A 21,417-nucleotide genomic window follows, 5' to 3' on the forward strand; every position below is an offset into this window, starting at 1 on the left:
CGAGCTGCGAGGACTTGCAGTGATAGCCCGGCCCGCAGGGACACGCCCAAATGTAAAAAGCAGAAAAGGATTCTCAATGGCTCTCCTTCTCTGTTTTTTAAATTTTTTGCCTCAGCTATTCACTCCTCAACGCTTTCACAGGATTCATCAAGGCTGCTTTTATGCTTTGGAAACTGATCGTAATTAAAGCAATGAGAACCACGGCAACTCCGGTTAGCACAAATACACTCCAGTTGATTTCGATTTTGTAAGTAAAGTCCTGCAACCATTCGTTCATGGCGTACCAGGCGATGGGTGACGCGATGACAAGTGCTACGATGATCAGTTTGACGAAATCAATCGAAAACAGACCGAAAATATGGAGCGCCGATGCTCCGATGGCTTTCCGGATTCCCATTTCCTTGGTTCTGGATTCGGCCATAAAAGCTACAACGCCATAAAGTCCAAGGCAACCGATAAAGATGGCGATACCCGCCAATATCCTAAACAGATCAAACAGCTTTTGTTCTTTATCATAAAAACTGCTGAGTTTTTCGTCAAAAAAAGTGTAACTGAAAACATGATCCGGGAAAGTGGCGGCCCAAACCTTTTCAATCCTGTCTATCTGTGTTTTGCCTGCATTTTTCGCCAATTTAACACTCAGCATTCCGTAGTTATCTTTCAGGGTGGTCATTACGCATGGGATAATTTCACGGTGCAGACTAAATGTGTTGAAGTTTTTAACAACACCCACAATAGGCAGTTTAAAATCAGAACCCCCGATCGCCATTCTTTTACCAATAATTTCCTGCGGACTTTTGAACCCAAGCTTTTGAACAAATGCCTCGTTGACAACATATTCACGAATGGTGTCTGATGGAAAATACATTCTTCCGGCGATCATTTCCAGTCCGTATGTGTGGGCCCAGGCTGTATCTGCCGGTCTCATAACAATGTCAAAATCCAGAAAATCTGTATCGTTTTCAAAGGTAAAACCGGTTTGCCAGTTACTTTGAGACATGGGTGTAAAAGAACTGAAACTGATAGAGTTAATACCGGATTCTCCTTTCAGCTGTGCTGCCAGTTTTTCGATTTCTCCATGTTCATGCTCAGGAACCACTACGTTTACAATCTCATCCTTATCAAAACCGACGTCCATTGTTTTAAAATATTTCATCTGGCTGTAAGCGATCAAAGTCCCGATCAAAACGGCCTGTGAAATGGCAAATTGTAAAACGATTAACCCTCTGCGCAGATTGGACTGATGGCTGCCTGACGAATGTGCTTTGCCTTTTAAAGCGAGTATCGGCTGATAACCGGATACGATCATGGCAGGGTAAATGCCTGCAAGGAACGTTGTGGTAATCATTAGAATAAGCAGGAAGATAATGATCGAAGGATCTTTAATAAACCATACACCTTCTGATTTGATGTTGAGAATGTTGGCAACATAGGGCAGCACGAGCTGCGCTACAACAAGTCCCAAGATCACAGAAAGAAAAGTAATAACACCCGTTTCTGAGAAATACTGACGTAAAAGCTGTGAACGTGTGCTTCCCAGAACCTTCCTTACGCCGACTTCGCGAGAACGGCGCAGAGCCTGAGCCGTGGCAAGATTAACAAAGTTTACACAGGCTGTAATCAGTATAAAAACACCAACCAGAACCATCGACCAGATCATCCCTTTGCTGATTGTTCGTCCGGCATAGTTGCTCATTTTTGTAGCAAAATGAATATCTTTGACCGGCTGCAGTAAGAATTCCAGGTCGGCTGCAGTTTTTGCATCAAGATATTTTTTACTAAAGGTAACCATCTGTTTTTCAAACTGATCTTTGCTGATTGCAGCAGGAAGTTTGATATACATTTGTCCCCCGCCATAGCTCGAAATCCAGTCGTTCCACTCGGTGAAGGATCCGTACTCTTTTAAAGAAGAAAACGAAAGCATGACTGTAAACGGGAAGTTGGTGGTAACCGGCGAATCTTTTATCAGGCCGGTTACGATGAAATTCATTTTATTATTGATCCGGATCGTCTTACCCATCGGATCTGCATCGCCAAAGTATTTTTGCGCCTGACGCTCGGTCAGCACAACGGATCCGGGATTGGTCAGCGATGTTTTGGGAGATCCTTTCAGCCAGGTATAATCCAACAGATTAAAATATTCCGGCCCAACAAAAGAAACGGCGTAAAACGGGTCAACAAATTTCTTTTTTGATACCCCTTCAATGTTTGTCACCAGCGTTTCGCGCATTCCATAGGTGCAGGTAACCTGGTTTTTGATCTCCGGAAAATCGTTTCGCATTGCTTCAAGAACAGGAAGAGGTATGCCGGGGTTGTAACCTTTCTCACCGTTTGCTTTTGTATGACGGATAATACGGTAAACCTGATCGGTATTCTGATGATGCTTATCAAAGCTCACTTCGTAACGCACCGTAAAAAAGATCAGCAGACAACAAGCCAACCCGAGGGTAAGACCGGTGATGTTGATGACTGTAAAGTTCCAGTTACGCCGGAGGTTGCGTAATGAAGTAATGAAATAGTTTTTGATCATGGCTATCGGGGCTCAAAGGCCTTTGTCTGTTTGTTGCTTATTCTGATTTCAAACTTTTAACGGGATTCATTAAAGCTGCTTTAATGCTTTGAAAGCTGACCGTTGCTACGGCTACAATAATTGCTGCAACGCCAACTCCAATGAAGATTAACGGATTAATCTCAATACGATAAGGGTAATTATCAAGCCATTTCTGCATGGAATACCAGGCGAGAGGAGTTGCGATCAGGATGGCAATCAGTACCATTTTTACAAAATCTCTTGATAAAACAAATACGAGATTCGAAATACTGGCACCCAATACTTTGCGCACGCCTATTTCCTTTGTCCGCTGCTCAATTACGATCAGTGCCACGGCAAACAATCCCAGGCAGGAAAGTAAAATGGCAATACCGGAAGCCAGACTGAATATTTTAGAAAGTCGCTCCTCGTCTTTATACCAGTTGTTTGTATTCTCATCTAAAAAGGAAGCTTTAAATTCCGATTCTGGTGTAATTTCCTTCCAAACCGCCCGGAGTTTGTCCATTGAACCATTCAGACTTTGCGGTGTAACCCGCACGAAAATGTAACCAGGCTGCTCTTCATGAGAAATGTGCATCGTAATTGGTTTCTTTTCGGTTTTTGAAGAATACAGATTAAAATCAGGGACTAAACCAATAATCTGAATTTTTGCACCGGCGGTATCTGTTTGGAAATATTTCCCTACCGGGTCAGGCTCGCCAATCATTTTAGCCATACTTTCGGTGATGATTACCCTATCAATCGAATCACTTGGATACGCAGGATTGAATTCTCTTCCACCCAGAAGTTTAATATTTAATGTTTTTAAAAAGTCATAATCGATTTGCAGCCAGTCGGTCGAAATTTCCCTTTCATTGTAGGTAAAACCCATGGTACTGCGCGATGTGCTGCGATCCAATCCCACACCAAGGTTAACTCCGCTTCCTGTGAGTGCAATCACATTAGGATCGCCGGCCAGTTTGTTACGCATACGCTGCAAAGCCTCCCTGCCATTTACTTTATTGCCTACAGGAATACTGATTACTTCTTCTTTCTGAAAACCTAGCGGCTGGGTTCTCAAATGACTAACCTGCTGAATGGCAATGATTGTACAGCATATCAGGAGACTTGAAAGTGTAAATTGTGTAATGATCAGTGAATTGCGGAGTATACCAGGCTTTTTTAGTGATACCTTTCCTTTTAGAACTTCAACTGCATTAAACCTGGACATTTGCCAGGCCGGATAACCGCCGGCAATTAGTGTTACAAGCACAAAAATGCCAAGAATCAAAGCAACTTTGTCCGGCTGAAACATGTAGTCCAGGCTGAGTTTGCTTTGGAAGGTGGAATTAAAAGCTGGCAGAAAAAGTATGGAGAGAACTACGCCAACGGCAAAACCAAGAAAACAAATGACTGCCGCTTCTCCACAGATCTGCACGAAAAGCTGGGTTTTTAATGCACCCAAAGATTTCCGGACACCTACTTCTCTGGCACGGATAAACGATCTGGCGACATTCAGGTTGATAAAATTGATACAGGCAATCAGCAGGATAAAAAATGCAATTCCCATCAGTGCATAAACCAATGCAATAGGGGCACCGCCGCTGCCTGAGATATCGGTATCAAAATGAACATTTGTTAATTTTTGTAACCTCAAAGCAAACAGGTCTCCTTTTTCGTCCGGTTTGGCTCCCTGCTTTTTCAGGGCTGCGATATTATCGGTGAAGTATTTTTGTGTAAACGGTTTAAGACGTTTTTCAAAGGTATCCTGATCGGTATTTGCGTTTAATTTCAGGTAAACTTTATGTGAAAATGCATCCCACTGATCTTTGGACTGTTGATACCCAATGGAATTTTCCGAGCGTACAAAACCATCAAACTGTATGGAGGAATTGTCGGGAAAATCACCTAAAACACCGGTAACCACATATTGCTTTTTGTTAGCATCCATGCCCAGCTGCAGTTGTTTACCCATCGGATCTTCCACTCCGAATACAGCCTTAGCCATATTTTCACTGATAACAATACTGCTTAAATCGCGAAGCGCCGTTTCTTTGCTTCCCTTTATCAACGGAAATGAGAAAATTTTAAAAAAATCAGAATCTGTAAATTTGATCTGTTTATCAAAATACTTCCCTTTATATTCCACGACATCACTTCCACTTACGATTCTGGACACTGCTTCAATCTCCGGAAATTCTGCCTTTAAAGCCGTAGTTAGAGGAAACGGCATCGAGCTTGCTTTTTCAGCTTTCTCAGGCACATTTGAAAAAATGTAAGTCTGGAAAATACGATCACCATCCTGATGAAAATTATCAAAGGTCAATTGGAAGTAGGCCGTCAGGAAAAGGAAAACACTAATGCAAAACGCGACTGAAAGTCCGACAACATTGATAAAGGCATAACCCTTACTTTTCCAGATATTGCGGAAAGCGATTTTAAGGTAATTTTTAAACATGGCTGGATTTTGTCTATAAGCCGTTGGCGGTAGCAACAGCATTGTATCTGGCTTATTCCTGAATAATTATACCAGAACGACAAGATAAATATAAATAATTGATTAACAGATGTTTAATACCATATTAACCTGGCATAAATGTCCGAAAGTGAACAGTTTTGTTCGGTTATGAGTTATCCGGCTACGTTGCAAAAAAATGAAGCACGTTTATTATATTTGTGTAATGTTAATAATAAAGTTATGAGCGAATTAACCATACATACAAAACTTGAAAAGTTACCTGAGGATTTAAAAAACCAGGTAAATGACTTCGTAGATTTTTTAATTGAAAAGTCTTTAAAAAGCAAAGCTAAGGTTTATCCCAAATTTGGAAGTGTAAAAGGTAGAATAAAGATGGAAGCCGATTTTGATGCTCCATTGGATGATTTCAAAGAATATATGTAATGAATTATTTATTAGATACACACACGTTTCTTTGGTTTATACATGGCGACAACGAACTTTCTTCTCATGGAAGAAAAATAATCGAAAACCCGGATACCAGCAAGTTTCTCAGTATAGTAAGCTTTTGGGAAATAGCAATTAAAATAAGCATTGGGAAGCTACATATGGATTTCCCTTTTGCTTTATTGGAACAATTGGCACTTGAAAATGGCTTCGAAATTTTGCCAATTACAATTCAACATAACAATCAAATTATAGATCTTCCTGCTCATCACAAGGATCCTTTTGACAGAATTATAATCGCACAAGCAATTTGTGACAACTTAACCATAATCGGTAAAGATCCAGAATTAAAGAAATATGAAGTTGAGGTATGCTGGTAAAACTACTCGCTCTTTAAAGACTTCACAGGATTTGTTAAAGCAGCTTTAATTGCCTGAGAGCTTACCGTGATCATTGCAATGACAACAGCTAAAACCCCTGCAACAGCAAACATCCACCACTGAATACTGATTTTGTAGGCAAAATCCTGCAACCATTTGTTCATCGCATACCAGGTCAGCGGTGTAGCGATAACAATTGATATCAGAACCAGTTTGATAAAGTCACCGGAGAGCAACCCAACTATACTTCCGATTGAAGCACCCAAAACTTTACGCACGCCGATTTCTTTGATACGCTGCTGTGCTGCAAAAGTGGCCAGTCCGAATAAACCCAAACATGAAATCAGTATGGAAATGACAGTAAAGGAATTTACGATGCGTGAGGTACGTGCATCGGCTTTATAATTTGTATTAAAGTCTTCATTCAGAAAACTATAAGTAAACGGTTCGTCAGGAACCATCGTTTTCCATTTAGCTTCCATAAATGGAATTACAGAACTTACATCGGCAGAATTGACATGGGCAATGATGTAATTAAAATCGCTGTTAAAATTCGGGAATAACGCATAAGGCTCTATGACCTGATGAAGATCTGCAAAGTGAAAATCCTTTACGACACCCACAATTTCCAGTTTTCGATTACTTCCATTATCACCTCCAAAAGCAAGCTGTGCCCCGATAGCTTTGTTTAAAGGAATACCAAATTTCCTTAAAGTCGCTTCATTAACTACCATCCTAAAATTAGTATCACCGGGAAACTCGGCCGAGAGCATACGTCCGGCAACCATTTCAAATCCCATAACCTTCATAAAATCCGGTGCAACCCAATTGGTCTTTACTACAGCTGCATCGTTTACACTCTGGTCGGACCGGAAAACCGACATATCACTTGGATTCTTGATTCCAGGATAATAAGATGTACCGGATGCGCCTGCGACCTGGTTATTTTGCAGGATTTCATTACGAAGTGAAATGTAAGATTTCTTCGCCTGGTCGCTTCTCAGCGGAATCACAATCTGCTGATCTTTGGTAAAACCAAGCGGCTGATCACGCATAAAACTGATCTGACCCTGAATTACCATCGTTGCCACAACCAGCCCGATGGAGATCACAAACTGGAAAACAACCAATCCCCGGCGCAGTGCCGTTGCTGAAACGGAGTTCACAAATTTGCCTTTGATAACATCCAGCGGATTGAAAACAGAAAGGTAAAATGCAGGATAACTTCCTGCCAGCAAACCGGTGATCACGGCCAAAAAGATAAACGCCGCGGCTATTTCAGGTTTAAACAGGGCACTTATAGTGAGGGATTTGTCGGCCAACTGATTGAAAACCGGAAGAAAAAACACAACCGCTACGACTGCAAAAATTAAAGCCAGAAAGGTAAGCACCATGGATTCGCCTAAAAACTGGCCAACCAATCCTCCTTTTCCTGCACCCATAACCTTTCTGATTCCCACTTCCGCAGCACGCTTTGCAGAACGGGCCGTTGCGAGATTCATAAAGTTGATGCAGGCAATAAGCAAAGTGAACAAGGCAATACTGGCTAACACATACAAATAAGTGGTGCTGGTGGTCGGCGTAAGAATATCAGTAATCTTATTAAACAAATGAATATCTGAAACAGGCAGCAAAGTCATGTGCTTCTCGTAACCTGCTGCTTTTAAATCTTTCCCTGCATATTTATCCACAAAGGCAGGTAGCTTCCGGTTGAATTTTTCAGGATCAGACCCTGGTTTTAATCTGATGTAAGTATAAAACATATTATTGTTTGTAAAATCCAGGTTTGGCTGCCTTAAATAGTTTCCCACCCAGCCGGAGGTTATCGGCATAAAATAACGGGAATCTATATGCGAACGGGCGCTTTCGTCCTGAAAAACGCCTGTGACTTTAAAATTTTCTGCGTTACCTTCCGTTCCGCCGATGTTGACAATTTTGTTTATTGCAGAAGCATCTCCAAATAGTTTGCGGGCAACATCTTCGGACAACACAACTGAATGCGGGTCATTGAGTGCCGTCCTTGCATCTCCTTCCAGAAAATGATATGAAAACATATCAAAGAAAGTTGAATCGACATGATGCCCTTTGCTTTCAAATAATGTTTTTACCGTTTTTCCAGATTCCTGTACTTTAAACAAAGTCTTACCTTCCAGAAAATTCTGCCAGACTCTGGTAACCTGTACAACCTCGGGAAACTCCTGTTTCAGCGCCTGCGCATAAGGAGACGGAGCACGCGGATTGTCCATCTTATCGCCGCTGAATCTTACGTTTTCACTTCTTACCAGGTATAGCTCCGTGGCATGTTCCTGATGTTTATCAAATGAAACTTCACTCTGAATGTAGAGCAACAGCAGCATGCAGCAAGTCATACCAACAGACAAACCGAAAACATTGATAGCGGAGAAAAGCTTACTTTTCAGTAAGTTTCTCCATGCGATTTTAAGATAGTTTTTTATCATGGCTGACGTGATTTCACAAGAAGCAAAAAATGTGAATCTAAGATTTATGGCTAATAAATATAACTGCTATTGAATAATTGTACCAGATACTTTCAATAGACTTCAAACATTTGAATATCAATATTTTATCTGAATTTTAAATAAAAAAGGTGTCCGAAATCGGACACCTGAGTTCGGTAACGGACTGGTGATGCTATGCTTAATGCTAATAACCCAATGGTTCCTGTATTGTACTTCGTAAGCGCAGGATAACTACCATTTTATTTTCGTCGGTCAACAAAAAATGAAATGCGGAATCTAGAAACTTCAAACGCTCTAAAATCAGGATTTTTATCGAGTCTTAGTTTATCGGAATTGTAGCGCCTGGGATTCTGGTACAATGCTTTTGTCAGTTCAAGTATTTTTTGTTTTACTATCGGAGCATTTTGATGGGAGTCCTCCAACCAGATTTTCAGTTTATTAAAAAGTTACGTAAAGCACATTAAAATACAAAGACTTCACTCATTCCTCAAACTCTTTACCGGATCCATTAATGCCGTTCTGATGCTTTGTATGCTGACCGTAAGGATTGTTAAAACCAATGCAGCAACACCAACCAAAGCAAAAATATGCCATTCCACTCTGATGTGATACTCAAAGCTTGAAAGGTAACTGACCATAAAACTATATCCCACGGGAATGCCAATTACGATGGAAATCAGTACGAGCAGGACAAAGTCCCTTGACAATAAAACCACAATCCCTGCAACACTTGAACCCAATACTTTCCGGATTCCCACCTCTTTTCTACGCTGATTTCCCGCCAAAGTAATAAGTCCGAATATTCCTGCCAATGCAATGATGACTGAAAGTGTTGTGACAAAATTCAGCATCTTCAGGATTCCGTCCAGATGGTTGTATTGCCGGTCTAGCTCGTCAGCCAGATAAAAATATTTAAAAGGCTTTTTGGAGGGAATCTTTTTCATGCTGGCTTCCAGATCTGCCAACACGCCCCTTGCCTGTTCAGGATTATTAAACTTAATTGTCAGATAGCTGTTTAATCCCGCAGGTCCTTCGTACCAGTGTAAAAGAGGTTCAATTTTTTCTTTTAAATCCTGATAGTGAAAATCTTTCATTACACCCACTACCGTATAAACTTCCGGATTATTCTTTTGTCTGAGCCGCTTGCCTACCGCTGTTTTCCAACCCAACGCTTTCATGGCGGATTCGTTTATTACCACATGTTTATACGCCTGGTTTTTATCGAGCTCATCAGAGAAATCCCGGCCTTCAATCATTTTTATACCAAAAGTTTCGGCATAACGTGCACCGGTACCCACATGTTTAAACCGCGTTTCATTTTCTCCACCTTCCGGCAAATAGGTGTTGTAATTACTCCAGTATTTAGTCGGCACCACACCCGATGTGGATATGCTTCTAATATTGGAATTCTGATTTAATTTGTCAAGAATCGGCTTAAACTGACTCATCGCAGACTCTTCATTTTTGTACTGCATATCAGCCTGAACCACAACAACAGCAGTTTTATCAAAACCAGGATTGGCTTCCCGCATGAAACTGATCTGCTTGCGAACTGTAATGGCGCCGATCACAAGACCAAAGGAAATAACAAACTGGATGACAATCAGGCTGCCGCGTTTCCATCCGCCCGATTGCGGTTTGTTGCTTAGTTTTCCTTTTATGGTATCACGGATATCAAGACTGTTCAGGTATAATGCAGGGTAGGTTCCTGCTATAATGGCGATGAGTGTAATGATTCCGGTAAGTGTCAGGATGATACTGTAATCCTGTTCCCAACTGACAACAAGCTGCATTCGCTCTTTACGAAATTCATTGAATCGCGGAACCAGGTACGATACCGCAAAAATTATGGATATAAAAAGAGACACAATCAACACAATTCCGGATTCAGTCCAAAACTGAATAAGAATTTGTCTTAAAGTTGAACCTGTAACCTTACGGACTGCTACTTCTTTAACCCGGGTGAAAGAAATGGCCGTGTTTAGGTTGATCAGATTGATACTGATGATCAATATGATGAAACCGGCTATGACAACTGAACCATAAATTAACCACTTAAATGATGGATTTTCGTAATGAATATATTCCTTCAAAGGAGCGACCCGGATTTTCCGTTCCTTTACTTCATCACTAAAATGCGTTTTTGCAAAAGCAGGAAATTTTGCTTCCAGTTTTGGAACATCAGTATCGTTTTTTAGTTTAAGATAAACTCGTGCAAAGGTGTTATACCAATCTGCGTTTGCTGCGAAATTCTTATTAGCTTCCAGATTTGCAATAGGAACCAGTACTTCAAATTGAATCGAAGAATTCTGTGGGACTGGTTCCAGTACGCCGGTAACGGTAAAGTTGATCGTATCATTTACAGTGACCGCCTCGCCCACCGGATTTTTGGCTCCGAAAAGTGCATTGGCAATATCCTGATTTAACAGAATGGACTCTCTCCGTTTTAGTGCTGTCTTAGGATTACCGTATTGCAGCTTAAATGAAAAAACATCAAAGAACGTAGTGTCCACATACTTTGTATCTCCCTGAATATCTTTGCCTTTAAAATTAATCCAGACATTATTCCAGCCCTGTACATGTGTGCCCGTTTCGATTTCGGGAATGGTTTTTACCATCTGATCCAAGATTGGATAAACAGTCTGGTTGTACCTGCCTTCTTTTCCTTCCGTCTGGACAAAATAAATCTGATTGCTATTTTTGTGAAAGGAATCAAACGTAATTCCTCTTTGCGTAAACATGATCAGAACTCCCGCACTGGCCAATCCCAGCGAAAGTCCCAGCAAATTGATAGCCGTAAACATCCGGTTTTTCCACAGACTCCGGAAAGCGATTTTTAGGTAGTTTTTTAGCATGGGATTTCTTTTATACATTCTTTCTGATATCCAAATTTGCAAAATCACCGTCGGAACCGTTACCAACCCAAAAACCTATTTTGGTTCCTTTGTGATTACCAAGCGTTTTTACAGTAAGACTTGGAGTGGAATTGTCATTAATAAATATCTTTATTTCGTCATTTTTGATAACCAGGCGACAATGAACCCAATCTTCCGGCTCGGGAGCCGGGCTAATTGGCTGCTCGTATTTGTTCGGAAATTCGGACCTTAGTTTGGGCCAGTCGTATTTAGGAAGAGATATGTATTGAACCGAATGATTTCGTCTTTCTTCTTCCTGGGATTTAAAATTAAACGGACGCAGATATACGGCATCGTAAGTACTGTCATTAGATCCATGAAAGGCAATCCCTACAAAACTCTGTTGAAGGACATTTCTACCTTTGACATCAAATTCGATTGTCCCGTCCGAAAATTGTACGCCTTCCAGCCAGGCCATTCCCGCCCCTTCATTTTCATTTAAATGAATATAAGAACCTTTTGGTCCGGATGGGATAATAGTAACTTGGCGGTTATAACCCTTTATAGTTTTGTCCACCACAAGCCCGGATAAATCGACGTCCACCTTTTGAGCAAAAGCAGTGATATGGCATGTGGTGATGATTAACGACAGAATTAATCTCTTAAAACGAAATATCAGGAACTTCATAAAGGGATATATTTTATATTTAACGGCATACACGAAGAAATCCATTGCTGCACCCTTACTCGCTTTTTAGTGTTTTAACAGGATTCATCAAAGCCGCTCTGATGCTTTGAAAACTTACTGTCAGCAGTGCAATGACTATGGCCGCTACGCCGGCAAGTGCAAACATCCACCATTCGATGTCGATTTTATAGACAAAATCCTGTAACCACTTATCCATAAAATACCAGGCAACAGGCGAGGCAATAATGATCGCGATCAATACAAGTTTTACAAAGTCTTTGGAAAGTAAGGCAACGATATTTGTTACTGTTGCGCCAAGCACTTTTCGAATCCCTATCTCCTTGATACGCTGATAGGTAGTTAAGGTCGATAAACCAAATAGTCCAAGACAACTAATCACAATTGCCACGGCCGTCGCCAGGTTGATGATTCTGGACATATTTCTTTCGTCTTTATAAATTTCATCCAGCGTACTGTCATAAAACTCATACTTGAAGGGCTGTGCCGGGTACATTTTATCCCATATTACGTTCGTCCGTTTTAAGGCAGCTTCCCACTGTGCCGGATCAGAGGAACTTAATTTGATGTTCAGCGTGGTAAGATTACTTTTATCTGACAATAAAATCACCGGTTCTATTTTTTGATAAAATGAACCGATATGAAAATCCTTCACCACACCGACAACGGGTATCAAAGTCCCCTCCATTTCTTTAACATATTTCCCAACGGCATCCTGCGGAGACTTGAAACCCAGCTCTTTCACAGCGGTCTCGTTCAGCATATATTCACGAACGGTGTCCGAATAAGCAATATTTCTCCCCGCCAGTAGTTTTATTTTATATAATCCCAAAAGCGTTGTATCCAGGTGTTTACGATACAAATTTCGTTCGTTTACCTTGCCACCAGGCTCTTTATAGATAAATGTGTTACTACTAAATGACTGATTCATAGGTGGATCTCCCAGTGCAACCATTTCAATCCCGGGCTGTTTTTCAAGTTCCTGTTGCATCGTAAACTGGCGATCCTTATATGCAGGATTATTCCGAAGCTTCCACCAGGGCACCTGTACCATCACGACGGCTTCTCTGTCAAACCCCAGATCCTTATTCATCAGGTAATGAAGCTGTTCTCTCACGACTAGTGTACCGACAATAAATAGCTGAGCGACAACAAACTGAAAAACAATAAGGCTTTTTCTTAAAGAGAAACTGTTTTTCCCAACCTGAATCGTCGCTGAGCTCCGCATAATACTTGCTGCCTGCACACGGGTAATAAGCCAGCCAGGATATACACCTGAAAACAAGGTTACGGCAAGCACGAGAACGATTAAAAAAGCACTGATCTGCCAATAATTAATATAACCTCCAAAACCCTCCGGAATCAGATCTTTAAAAGAGTTCAGTGCCCAAAGCGAAAGCAAATATGATAAACCAAGTGCAAGTATAGAGATGGCCAGCGTTTCGGATAAAAACTGGCGAATCAAATGCCAGCGCGAGCTGCCTAATGTTTTTCGTATTCCCACTTCTTTGGCACGCTGCGGAACCTGAGCGGTTGTCAGGTTGATGTAGTTGATACAGGCAAGAATTAATAAAAAGGCTGCGATTCCAGTCAACCCGTATAAAACCTTCTTGCTTGCTTTATGGCTTCTGTCGTTGTATTCCGGCGAAAAATGAACTTCTTTCATGGGAATAAGCGTATGCCAGCGCTCGAATTTGTATTTCTTCATTCCTTCCGCACCTTTCTCAGTGGAAAACGCATTGAGCTGCTTCAAAACCTTATGGGAGGAAGCATTGGGCAGCAATGTCACATACATCATGTTGTTAGAATTGACACCTCCCCATCTGCTTTCAATCTCCTTTGGCAGTATTAAAGTAGAAAACTCCTGCCCGACAAAACTGTTTGGATAGTCAAGATCGGCAACAACGCCGGATATCTGCATAGGAATGGAATCTTCATACAGTATCGTTTTTCCAAGAACATTTATGGGTGAAATATTCGGGAAATATTTTTCAGCTCTGCTTTTGGTAATTACCAATTGCCCCGGCGCCTCAAGCGCATGCCCGGCATCTCCCGCAAGCCATTGATAAGGAACCATTTTAAAGTATTCCTTTGTCGTGCTCATCAGGTTTTCAGGAGAATCAAAGGTTTTTCCATCTGGAATTTTCACGCTTTGTTTCCAATTTTCCCAGATAGGCACCGACATCGCAATACCCGGCACCTGCTGTTTGACAGAAAATGCGAGGGGCGCAGGCACCCCGCCGTTACCGCTTTCATTTCCTTCAGATTTAAAGCGGCTAACAACCCGAAAGATCCGTTCGCTGTGCGGCTGTTTGATATCATAACTAAACTCATAACTGATAATCCGGCAGATGATCCAGCATGCACTGATCCCAACAGAAAGACCAATTACATTCAGCGAAGTAAACAGCCGGTTTCTGTTGAGATACCGGAACGTGGTTTTGAAGTAGTTTTTTAACATTTTCAGCTATTGGCCTTTAGCAGATAGCTATCAGCTCGTTTGAATAAATATTTACTTTCATTCTTTATGCTACCTGCTAATCGCCAACAGCTATTCGCTTCTAAGCGATTTCACCGGATTCATCAGGGCAGCTTTAATACTTTGAAAACTGATTGTTAAAAGTGCAATTACTATTGCCAGTATCCCGGCTGACACAAACATCCACCATGAAATTTCGACGTGATAAGCGAAATCCTGCAGCCAGGTATTCATCGCGTACCAGGCAATGGGGCTGCCAAAAATTATGGCAAGAAGTACCAGTTTTATAAAATCTTTGGAAAGCAACCCAACAATACTGCCAACGCTGGCTCCCAAAACTTTTCTTACTCCGATCTCCTTGGTCCGGCGCTCAGCTGTGTAGGCTGATAAACCGAAAAGTCCAAGGCAGCCTATAATGATGGATATGACTGCAAAAGTGATAAAAATTTGCCCGACGCGTTGCTCACTTCGGTATTGGCTATCAAAATCCTGATCCATGAACTGGTAGTTGAAGGGCTGTCCGGGTGCCATGGTTTTCCATAAACCTTCAATCTGGCCGATCGTTTTGGTATAATCACCTCCCTTTAATCTTACCACTACCAGGCCCTTACTTGGCTTCAACACCATACTCAATGCACCTATATTTTGGCGAAGGGATGCAAAGTGAAAATTTTTCACCACGCCCAAAATGGTAAAAGTGATGCGTTCACGGGTTTTCTCATCCGGCATGATAAAAATTCTTTTACCAACAGGATCTGCAAAACCAAGAATTTTAGCGGCAGTTTCATTTATTAAAATTCCGGAAGAATCGGAAAGAAAATCCTTTTGAAACGCACGGCCCGCCTTCATTTCCAGGTTCAGGGTTTTGACGTAATCATAATCAACATCCCACTTTTGCATACTTACGCTTTTGTCCTGCTGTAATTGCCCTTCCGGAAAAAACCCGTAATCACTTCTGGTTGAAGGCGTGGGCAAAAAACTTGTGATTGTACTGGTTTCAACATTGGGCAATTGAGATACTTCTTCTTTGAAAGCCTGTGACTGGCGATTCAATGCATAAGCATTTTTTACAATCAACACCTGCTCCTTATTAAAACCCAGTTTTTTCGTTTGTATATAATTCAGCTGCTTGTAAATAACACCTGTACCGATAATGAGCATCACCGAAATCATAAACTGGAAAACAACAAGTGAATTTCGTAAATATCCGCCTTTACCTTCAAGTTGTACAGCGCCTTTTAACACTTTCAAAGGCTGAAATGCAGACAGGAAAAACGCGGGATAACTTCCCGCCATTATACCCACGACAATGCCTGTTACAACTGACGCCGCCCAAAAGAGCCCATTTTGGTAGGGAAAGGCAATTTCCTTACCGGCAAGATTGTTAAAAAGCGGTAAAGCAAGGATTGCAAGAATAATCGCCAATGCTAATGCAAGAAAACTTAACATGACCGCTTCCGTCAGAAACTGATTTACAAGAGACGATCTTTCTGAACCCAGGGCCTTGCGAACACCTACTTCTCTCGCCCGGTTTGAAGAACGCGCCGTGGCAAGATTCATAAAATTGACACAAGCGATTGCGAGCAGAAAAACAGCAACCAGGCTGAAAATATATACGTATTGAACATTGCTGTTGTTCCCAAGTTCTGCTGTCCGGTCTGAGCGAAGATGAATATCAGTCACCGGCATCAAAGCATATTTGATATAACTTCCCGATTTTTTTAATTCGCTAAGCGTGGCACCCATCACGCTTTGAGTCCATTTGCCTGTATACTTTTCAAGAATCGTATCAAAGTTTTTTTCAAAGCCTGCCGCATCAACACCTTCCCGAAGCAACAAGTATGTATTAAAATTATGGCTTCCCCAATTATCTTCCCTGCTTTCCCTGTTGGTACTCATAGACAACAGCATGTTCAAACTACCCAGGTGAGAGTGCGAAGGAATGTTTTCCATAACGCCTGTCACCGTGTAAGACTGGTTGTTGTCAAGCAGCAGCGTTTTTCCTATCGGATTTTCTTTACCAAAATACTTTTCAGCATCACGTTCTGAGATGACCATCGTATTCGGTTGGGTGAGCACCCGGTGACTATCTCCCGCAACGATCGGAATTTGAAATACCTTAAAAAAACTAGAATCTACGTAAACGACTAATGCTTCCTGCAAATTTTCGGTAGTACCAGTCCTACGCACCAAAGAACTTCCATCTTCCCGTATTCGCATCGCGGCTTCCACCTGCGGATAATCCTTTAACATTGTAAAAGCCATTGGATCAGGAGCTACGGCCAGTTTCATTTCGGCGCCGCCAAATTTGATGTCTGAATTTACCCGATATATCCGGTCTGCATGGTTGAAAGATTTATCGTAGCTTAATTCATCCAGTACATACAAAGTAATCAGCAGGCAGCTTGCCAATCCAAGTGCTAATCCGAAAACATTCAGAAAAGTGTAAAACTTGTTTTTACCCAAATTCCGCCATGCGATTTTTAGATAGTTTCGTAGCATCTTTAAATTTTTTAGCGGTAAAAATAAACTATTTGCCTGCTTAAACGGGAAATGAAAAATCTCCTCTCCCCCCCTGATTTTCGGAAGAAGAGGAGGAATGAAGAAGAAGAAGAGAAAATATTTTTTACTTACACGGAAGTTCAATCTCGTTTTCGAAGCTTTTTATGATACTATCACGTTGCCTGGAAGATTTTGAACTGGCATCAACGGTTTTTTCATAAATGAATTCTTCGCCGCCCTTCATAAACTGATAGCGAAGATATAACTCACCTGTTTGATCATTAAATTTCACTTCCTTTGAAAACGGCTTCGCTTTTGCAGCAGAATTGTCTTTTGTTAGCTCACTATCAGATAAAATTACAGAAGACAAACCTTCGGAAACGCCTGCGGAAAGATGCCCTGATGGCTGCTGTGCCTGATATGACCTAGGCGCCCGAGGGGCACGTGGTGGAGCCGGGGTTTCAACATTTATGCCAAGAGAATCAAAAACCTTTTCTTTAATTTCGGCTTTTTCCTCCCTGCTAAGTCCGGCAACACTAAAGGTTTTTTCATAATCGATGGCTTTACCATCAATTGTACCGTTAACCCGAATCGTCAGGTTTCGCCCGTTGTCGTCAACACTACGGTTCAGGTCTATTTTGTGCTGAGCAGAGGCCAGTGTCGATACACCGGCAAGTAAAATGGTCAGAATTTTTTTCATGGCTGGTTTGGTATTTAGCTATTAGCCGGTAGCCTTTAGCCAGGTTAAATTTGAACTTCAAAGTAGTCTGCGAACCTGAAACCCTCGTTTGCGGTATACAAACGAAGGCCATAAGCTACAAAGCGGCAGTTCCAAACCAGCCGCTAAAAGCTATTAAACGTGTACTTTTTCTGTCACGATTTTTCCATCGAACAGATTTACAATCCGATGTGCAAATCCTGCATCATACGGCGAGTGCGTTACCATTAGAATTGTTGTTCCGGCGTTGTTCAGCTGGCTCAGCAGATTCATCACTTCTTCTCCGTTTTTGGAGTCAAGGTTACCGGTAGGCTCATCTGCAAGTATTGTTTTTGGATTAGCAACTACGGCTCTTGCAATGGCAGTCCGCTGCTGTTGCCCTCCTGAAAGCTGCTGCGGAAAGTGATTCCGGCGGTGCATCATATTCATCCGGTTCAGGGCAGCTTCCACTTTTTCCTTACGTTCGGCAGGAGGTGTTTTCAAATACAACAACGGAAGTTCGACATTTTCATAAACCGTTAGTTCGTCGATCAAATTAAAGCTTTGAAACACAAACCCGATGTTTCCTTTGCGGATTTGCGCACGCTGACGTTCCGACATCTTTGCAACCTCTGTTCCGTAAAACTCGTAAGAGCCCTCACTTGGGTTGTCAAGCAATCCGAGAATGTTGAGTAAGGTCGACTTACCACAACCGGACGGACCCATAATGGCCACAAACTCGCCGTCTTTGATATCCATATCGATACCATTCAGGGCGGTCGTTTCTACTTCTTCAGTAGAGAAAATCTTTTGCAGGTTTGTAATTTTTATCATTTTTTTGGCTATTGGCTATTAGCGATTGGCTTTTAGCCTTTTAAATTGAATTACTATTTATCTTAATCACTAATGATGTTACCTTTTTTCATTTTCGGAATCTAACTAATTTATCATCAAACCTTGTAAAATGCGAAATTTCAAAACTTTGACTGTCTGGCAAAAAAGCCACACCTTAACTCTTTTGATTTATAAAGTTTCCAAGGCCTTTCCAAAAAAGGAACTGTATGGTTTAACCAGTCAGATCAGAAGATCCGCAATCTCGCTTCTCTCAAACATTTCAGAAGGTTGCGGAAGGCTTTCAGACAAAGAGCTTTCTCACTATCTTGTTATTGCAAATGGTTCAGCTAATGAGCTTGAATACCAACTTCTCTTAGCCAAGGATTTGGAGTGCATTCCCTTCCCCATTTATGAATCTATTGATAACCAGCTCATTGTGATAAAAAATATACTAAACGCCTTTATCAGAAAATTAAACTCAAAATAGTCAATGTAACAATCCAGAGTATTGCCGCTATAAGCTAATCACTAAAAGCTTACAGCTAACTAAAACTCCAAAACCTCATTATCTCCAAAGTTCTCATACGAACTTGTAATTACTTTTTCACCTGGTTTAAGACCTTCTAAAACTTCAAAGTACTCAGGATTTTTTCGACCTAAGGTAATTTTGCGTTTTGCCGCACGTTTTCCGTCTTCGCCCACTACATACACCCAGTTACCTCCTGTTTCAGAGAAGAATCCGCCAACCGGTAGTAATGTTGCCTGAGAAGGCTGCCCAAGTTGCAAACGGATCGGCGCCGACTGGCCTCTTTTTATCAGTTCAGGAGCACCTTTTTCAAATGCCATATCCACCTCAAATCTTCCACTTGCCACTTCGGGATATATTTTGATGATTTTAAGCTCGTATTCTTTTCCGTTAAAATCCATAGAGCCAACCAGTCCGGCAAAAATTCTGGAAATGTAATGCTCATCAACACTTACACGCATTTTGAAACCGTTCAGGTCATCGATCTGACCAATATTTTGTCCCTGGTTAATGTTTGAACCAACTTCCACATTCATCGATGACAGCAATCCGGACACAGGAGCTTTTACAGAAAGATTTTCAAGCGTTTGTCTCCAAAGGTTTACGTTTTTCTGTGTACTGGCCAACGTTCCTTCCAGCTGCGTAATCTGCATTTTAGAGTTTTCTTCCTGATATTTTTGAGATTCTACTTCAATGTCACGCTGTTTAGTGAGGCGTTCGAATTCACGTTTTGTTTTCAGGTATTCCGCATCTGGAATTACTTTGTCTTTGTATAACTTAATATTTCTGTCATGCGCATCCTTCGCCTGATCAATTTGAAAATCAAGTTCACTTAATGTTTTTTGTAAGTTAAAACGGGCGATACGAAGGCTCTGACGGGTATTTTGCAAATCATTTACCAGGCGGCTGGCTTCTGTTTCCGATTGTAAAAAGCTTAGTTTCAAATTCTGGTTTTCCAGTTTAAGAAGTACTTCGCCCTGCTTTACCATGTTACCCCCTTCAATCAGTTTTTCAGTAACATATCCTCCAACGATAGCATCAAGCTGAATTGTTTTCAGTGGCTGAACAACCCCTGTAACCACAATAAATTCATCGAATTTACCCTGAGAAACCGTTGAAACTGTCAATTTCTCCTGATCTACATTTAGTTTGGTTCTCTTGTCCGAAAGAAAAAACTGATAAACCAGGAATCCAACGAGTAATAAACTGCCGGCTATAATACCGATTCGCTGTGTAGTCCAGAACTTCTTAGGCTTAATCTTATCCATATTAGATGACCCACCGGTAAATCCGTTGCCGGAGTGAGTCGAGTTAGGTGTTTTAACTTCCATTATATTGTAATAATAATTGATATCCTGTTCAAATCCTCCTTATTGTATCCAATCACTATGCCAGAAATATAAAACTACATTAAACATCTGTTAACCAATTAAATAACCATTAAAACGATTTGCAAATCTGTTCATTATCGGACATTTCTGTACGTGTACGGACATATCGCAAAATGTTTGTTGTGAATTACAAATGGGATACCTGTTCAACCCTTCCAGGGTTGTGACGATTTAAAGTATTTTATTTAACCCCGGATTGCATCCGGAGCTATTAAAGTGATATCCCTTCGGGATTGGCGTCATGGAACTAAGGTATACGGTTGGATCTTCAAAAGCGTCATAGAACAGTAAAATACTACGCAAAAGTCCGACAGGACTTAAACCTGAATAGCCCCGGATGTAGTCCGGTGGAAAAAGATAACGCGGTCCTACAAAACAACCCTGGAAGGGTTGAACGAACTAGAAACGCTTTCAACCCTTCCAGGGTTGTGACGATTTAAATGGATTTTATTTAACCCCGGATTGCATCCGGAGCTATTAAAGTGATATCCCTTCGGGATTGGCGTCATGGAACTAAGGTATACGGTTGGGTCTTCAAGAGCGTCATAGAACAGTAAAATACTACGCAAAAGTCCGACAGGACTTAAACCTGAATAGCCCCGGATGTAGTCCGGGGGAAAAAGATAACGCGGTCCTACAAAACAACCCTGAAAGGGTTGAACGAACTAGAAACGCTTTCAGGGTTGTAACGATTTAAATGGATTTTATTTAACCCCGGATTGCATCCGGAGCTATTAAAGTGATATCCCTTCGGGACTGGCGTCATGGAACTAAGGTATACGGTTGGGTCTTCAAGAGCGTCATAGAACAGTAAGATACTATGCAAAAGTCCGACAGGGCTTAAACCTGAATAGCCCCGGATGTAATCCGGCGGAAAAAGATAACGCGGTCCTACAAAACAACCCTGGAAGGGTTGAACGGACTAGCAACGCTTTCAGGGTTGTGACGATTTAAATGGATTTTATTTAACCCCGGATTGCATCCGGAGCTATTAAAGTGATATCCCTTCGGGACTGGCGTCATGGAACTAAGGTATACGGTTGGGTCTTCAAGAGCGTCATAGAAGAGTAAGATACTATGCAAAAGTCCGACAGGGCTTAAACCTGAATAGCCCCGGATGTAATCCGGAGGA

13 protein-coding genes are annotated in these 21,417 nt (G+C 41.4%); 3 read left to right on the plus strand and 10 right to left on the minus strand.

Annotated elements, in window-relative coordinates:
* Positions 1-115 precede the first annotated feature (115 nt).
* Positions 116-2,530 (minus strand): ABC transporter permease, encoded by a 2,415-nt coding sequence (locus tag E0F88_RS03160; protein ID WP_131956566.1) that lies wholly within the window; start codon positions 2,528-2,530, stop codon positions 116-118.
* A 37-nt stretch (positions 2,531-2,567) separates the two neighbouring features.
* The gene (locus tag E0F88_RS03165) at positions 2,568-4,988 is read right to left on the minus strand and encodes an ABC transporter permease (protein WP_131956568.1); all 2,421 of its coding nucleotides are present in this window, start codon (positions 4,986-4,988) and stop codon (positions 2,568-2,570) included.
* A 138-nt stretch (positions 4,989-5,126) separates the two neighbouring features.
* Here E0F88_RS03165 and vapB point away from each other — a divergent pair, with 138 nt between their 5' ends.
* Positions 5,127-5,432 carry a type II toxin-antitoxin system VapB family antitoxin gene (vapB, locus tag E0F88_RS03170; protein WP_220466209.1) on the plus strand — a complete coding sequence of 102 codons (306 nt, stop codon included), beginning with the start codon at positions 5,127-5,129 and terminating at the stop codon, positions 5,430-5,432.
* Positions 5,432-5,815, plus strand: coding sequence for a type II toxin-antitoxin system VapC family toxin (locus tag E0F88_RS03175; RefSeq protein ID WP_131956570.1), 384 nt, complete (start codon positions 5,432-5,434; stop codon positions 5,813-5,815). The genes vapB and E0F88_RS03175 overlap by 1 nt, the downstream gene beginning before the upstream one ends.
* A 2-nt stretch (positions 5,816-5,817) precedes the next feature.
* On the opposite strand, the gene E0F88_RS03180 is transcribed toward E0F88_RS03175, so the two are convergent.
* From E0F88_RS03180 to E0F88_RS03210, 7 genes are all read right to left on the minus strand, one after another.
* Positions 5,818-8,274 carry an ABC transporter permease gene (locus tag E0F88_RS03180; protein ID WP_131956572.1) on the minus strand — a complete coding sequence of 819 codons (2,457 nt, stop codon included), beginning with the start codon at positions 8,272-8,274 and terminating at the stop codon, positions 5,818-5,820.
* A gap of 497 nt (positions 8,275-8,771) precedes the next feature.
* Positions 8,772-11,150 (minus strand): ABC transporter permease, encoded by a 2,379-nt coding sequence (locus E0F88_RS03185; RefSeq protein ID WP_131956574.1) that lies wholly within the window; start codon positions 11,148-11,150, stop codon positions 8,772-8,774.
* Between the two features lie 10 nt (positions 11,151-11,160).
* A complete protein-coding gene (locus E0F88_RS03190) occupies positions 11,161-11,838 on the minus strand; it encodes a hypothetical protein (RefSeq protein ID WP_131956576.1) in 678 nt (225 codons plus the stop codon).
* A gap of 55 nt (positions 11,839-11,893) precedes the next feature.
* A complete protein-coding gene (locus tag E0F88_RS03195; protein ID WP_131956578.1) occupies positions 11,894-14,317 on the minus strand; it encodes an ABC transporter permease in 2,424 nt (807 codons plus the stop codon).
* 90 nt (positions 14,318-14,407) lie between these two features.
* Positions 14,408-16,837: an ABC transporter permease gene (locus E0F88_RS03200; protein WP_131956580.1), complete on the minus strand. Its 2,430-nt coding sequence runs from the start codon at positions 16,835-16,837 to the stop codon at positions 14,408-14,410.
* 124 nt (positions 16,838-16,961) lie between these two features.
* Positions 16,962-17,537 carry a lipoprotein 17-related variable surface protein gene (locus tag E0F88_RS03205; RefSeq protein WP_131956582.1) on the minus strand — a complete coding sequence of 192 codons (576 nt, stop codon included), beginning with the start codon at positions 17,535-17,537 and terminating at the stop codon, positions 16,962-16,964.
* Between the two features lie 153 nt (positions 17,538-17,690).
* Positions 17,691-18,368 carry an ABC transporter ATP-binding protein gene (locus tag E0F88_RS03210; RefSeq protein WP_131956584.1) on the minus strand — a complete coding sequence of 226 codons (678 nt, stop codon included), beginning with the start codon at positions 18,366-18,368 and terminating at the stop codon, positions 17,691-17,693.
* 130 nt (positions 18,369-18,498) lie between these two features.
* Between E0F88_RS03210 and E0F88_RS03215 the strand changes: the two genes are divergently transcribed.
* Positions 18,499-18,855: a four helix bundle protein gene (locus tag E0F88_RS03215; protein WP_131956586.1), complete on the plus strand. Its 357-nt coding sequence runs from the start codon at positions 18,499-18,501 to the stop codon at positions 18,853-18,855.
* A 59-nt stretch (positions 18,856-18,914) separates the two neighbouring features.
* Here E0F88_RS03215 and E0F88_RS03220 read toward each other — a convergent pair whose 3' ends face one another.
* Complete coding sequence (locus tag E0F88_RS03220) at positions 18,915-20,162, minus strand: efflux RND transporter periplasmic adaptor subunit (protein WP_131956588.1); 1,248 nt, start codon at positions 20,160-20,162, stop codon at positions 18,915-18,917.
* Positions 20,163-21,417 lie beyond the last annotated feature (1,255 nt).

The organism is Dyadobacter psychrotolerans (genome assembly GCF_004349265.1).
In the GTDB taxonomy this organism is placed as follows: Bacteria; Bacteroidota; Bacteroidia; order Cytophagales; family Spirosomataceae; genus Dyadobacter; species Dyadobacter psychrotolerans.

What these genes read in the sequence shown, in the direction of transcription:
- vapB (WP_220466209.1), top strand. Translation starts at nt 5,127, where the DNA reads ATGTCCGAAAGTGAACAGTTTTGTTCGGTTATGAGTTATCCGGCTACG.
- E0F88_RS03180 (WP_131956572.1), bottom strand. Translation starts at nt 8,274, where the DNA reads ATGATAAAAAACTATCTTAAAATCGCATGGAGAAACTTACTGAAAAGT.
- E0F88_RS03215 (WP_131956586.1), top strand. Translation starts at nt 18,499, where the DNA reads ATGCGAAATTTCAAAACTTTGACTGTCTGGCAAAAAAGCCACACCTTA.
- E0F88_RS03160 (WP_131956566.1), bottom strand. Translation starts at nt 2,530, where the DNA reads ATGATCAAAAACTATTTCATTACTTCATTACGCAACCTCCGGCGTAAC.
- E0F88_RS03200 (WP_131956580.1), bottom strand. Translation starts at nt 16,837, where the DNA reads ATGCTACGAAACTATCTAAAAATCGCATGGCGGAATTTGGGTAAAAAC.
- E0F88_RS03165 (WP_131956568.1), bottom strand. Translation starts at nt 4,988, where the DNA reads ATGTTTAAAAATTACCTTAAAATCGCTTTCCGCAATATCTGGAAAAGT.
- E0F88_RS03175 (WP_131956570.1), top strand. Translation starts at nt 5,432, where the DNA reads ATGAATTATTTATTAGATACACACACGTTTCTTTGGTTTATACATGGC.
- E0F88_RS03190 (WP_131956576.1), bottom strand. Translation starts at nt 11,838, where the DNA reads ATGAAGTTCCTGATATTTCGTTTTAAGAGATTAATTCTGTCGTTAATC.
- E0F88_RS03205 (WP_131956582.1), bottom strand. Translation starts at nt 17,537, where the DNA reads ATGAAAAAAATTCTGACCATTTTACTTGCCGGTGTATCGACACTGGCC.
- E0F88_RS03185 (WP_131956574.1), bottom strand. Translation starts at nt 11,150, where the DNA reads ATGCTAAAAAACTACCTAAAAATCGCTTTCCGGAGTCTGTGGAAAAAC.
- E0F88_RS03195 (WP_131956578.1), bottom strand. Translation starts at nt 14,317, where the DNA reads ATGTTAAAAAACTACTTCAAAACCACGTTCCGGTATCTCAACAGAAAC.
- E0F88_RS03210 (WP_131956584.1), bottom strand. Translation starts at nt 18,368, where the DNA reads ATGATAAAAATTACAAACCTGCAAAAGATTTTCTCTACTGAAGAAGTA.
- E0F88_RS03220 (WP_131956588.1), bottom strand. Translation starts at nt 20,162, where the DNA reads ATGGATAAGATTAAGCCTAAGAAGTTCTGGACTACACAGCGAATCGGT.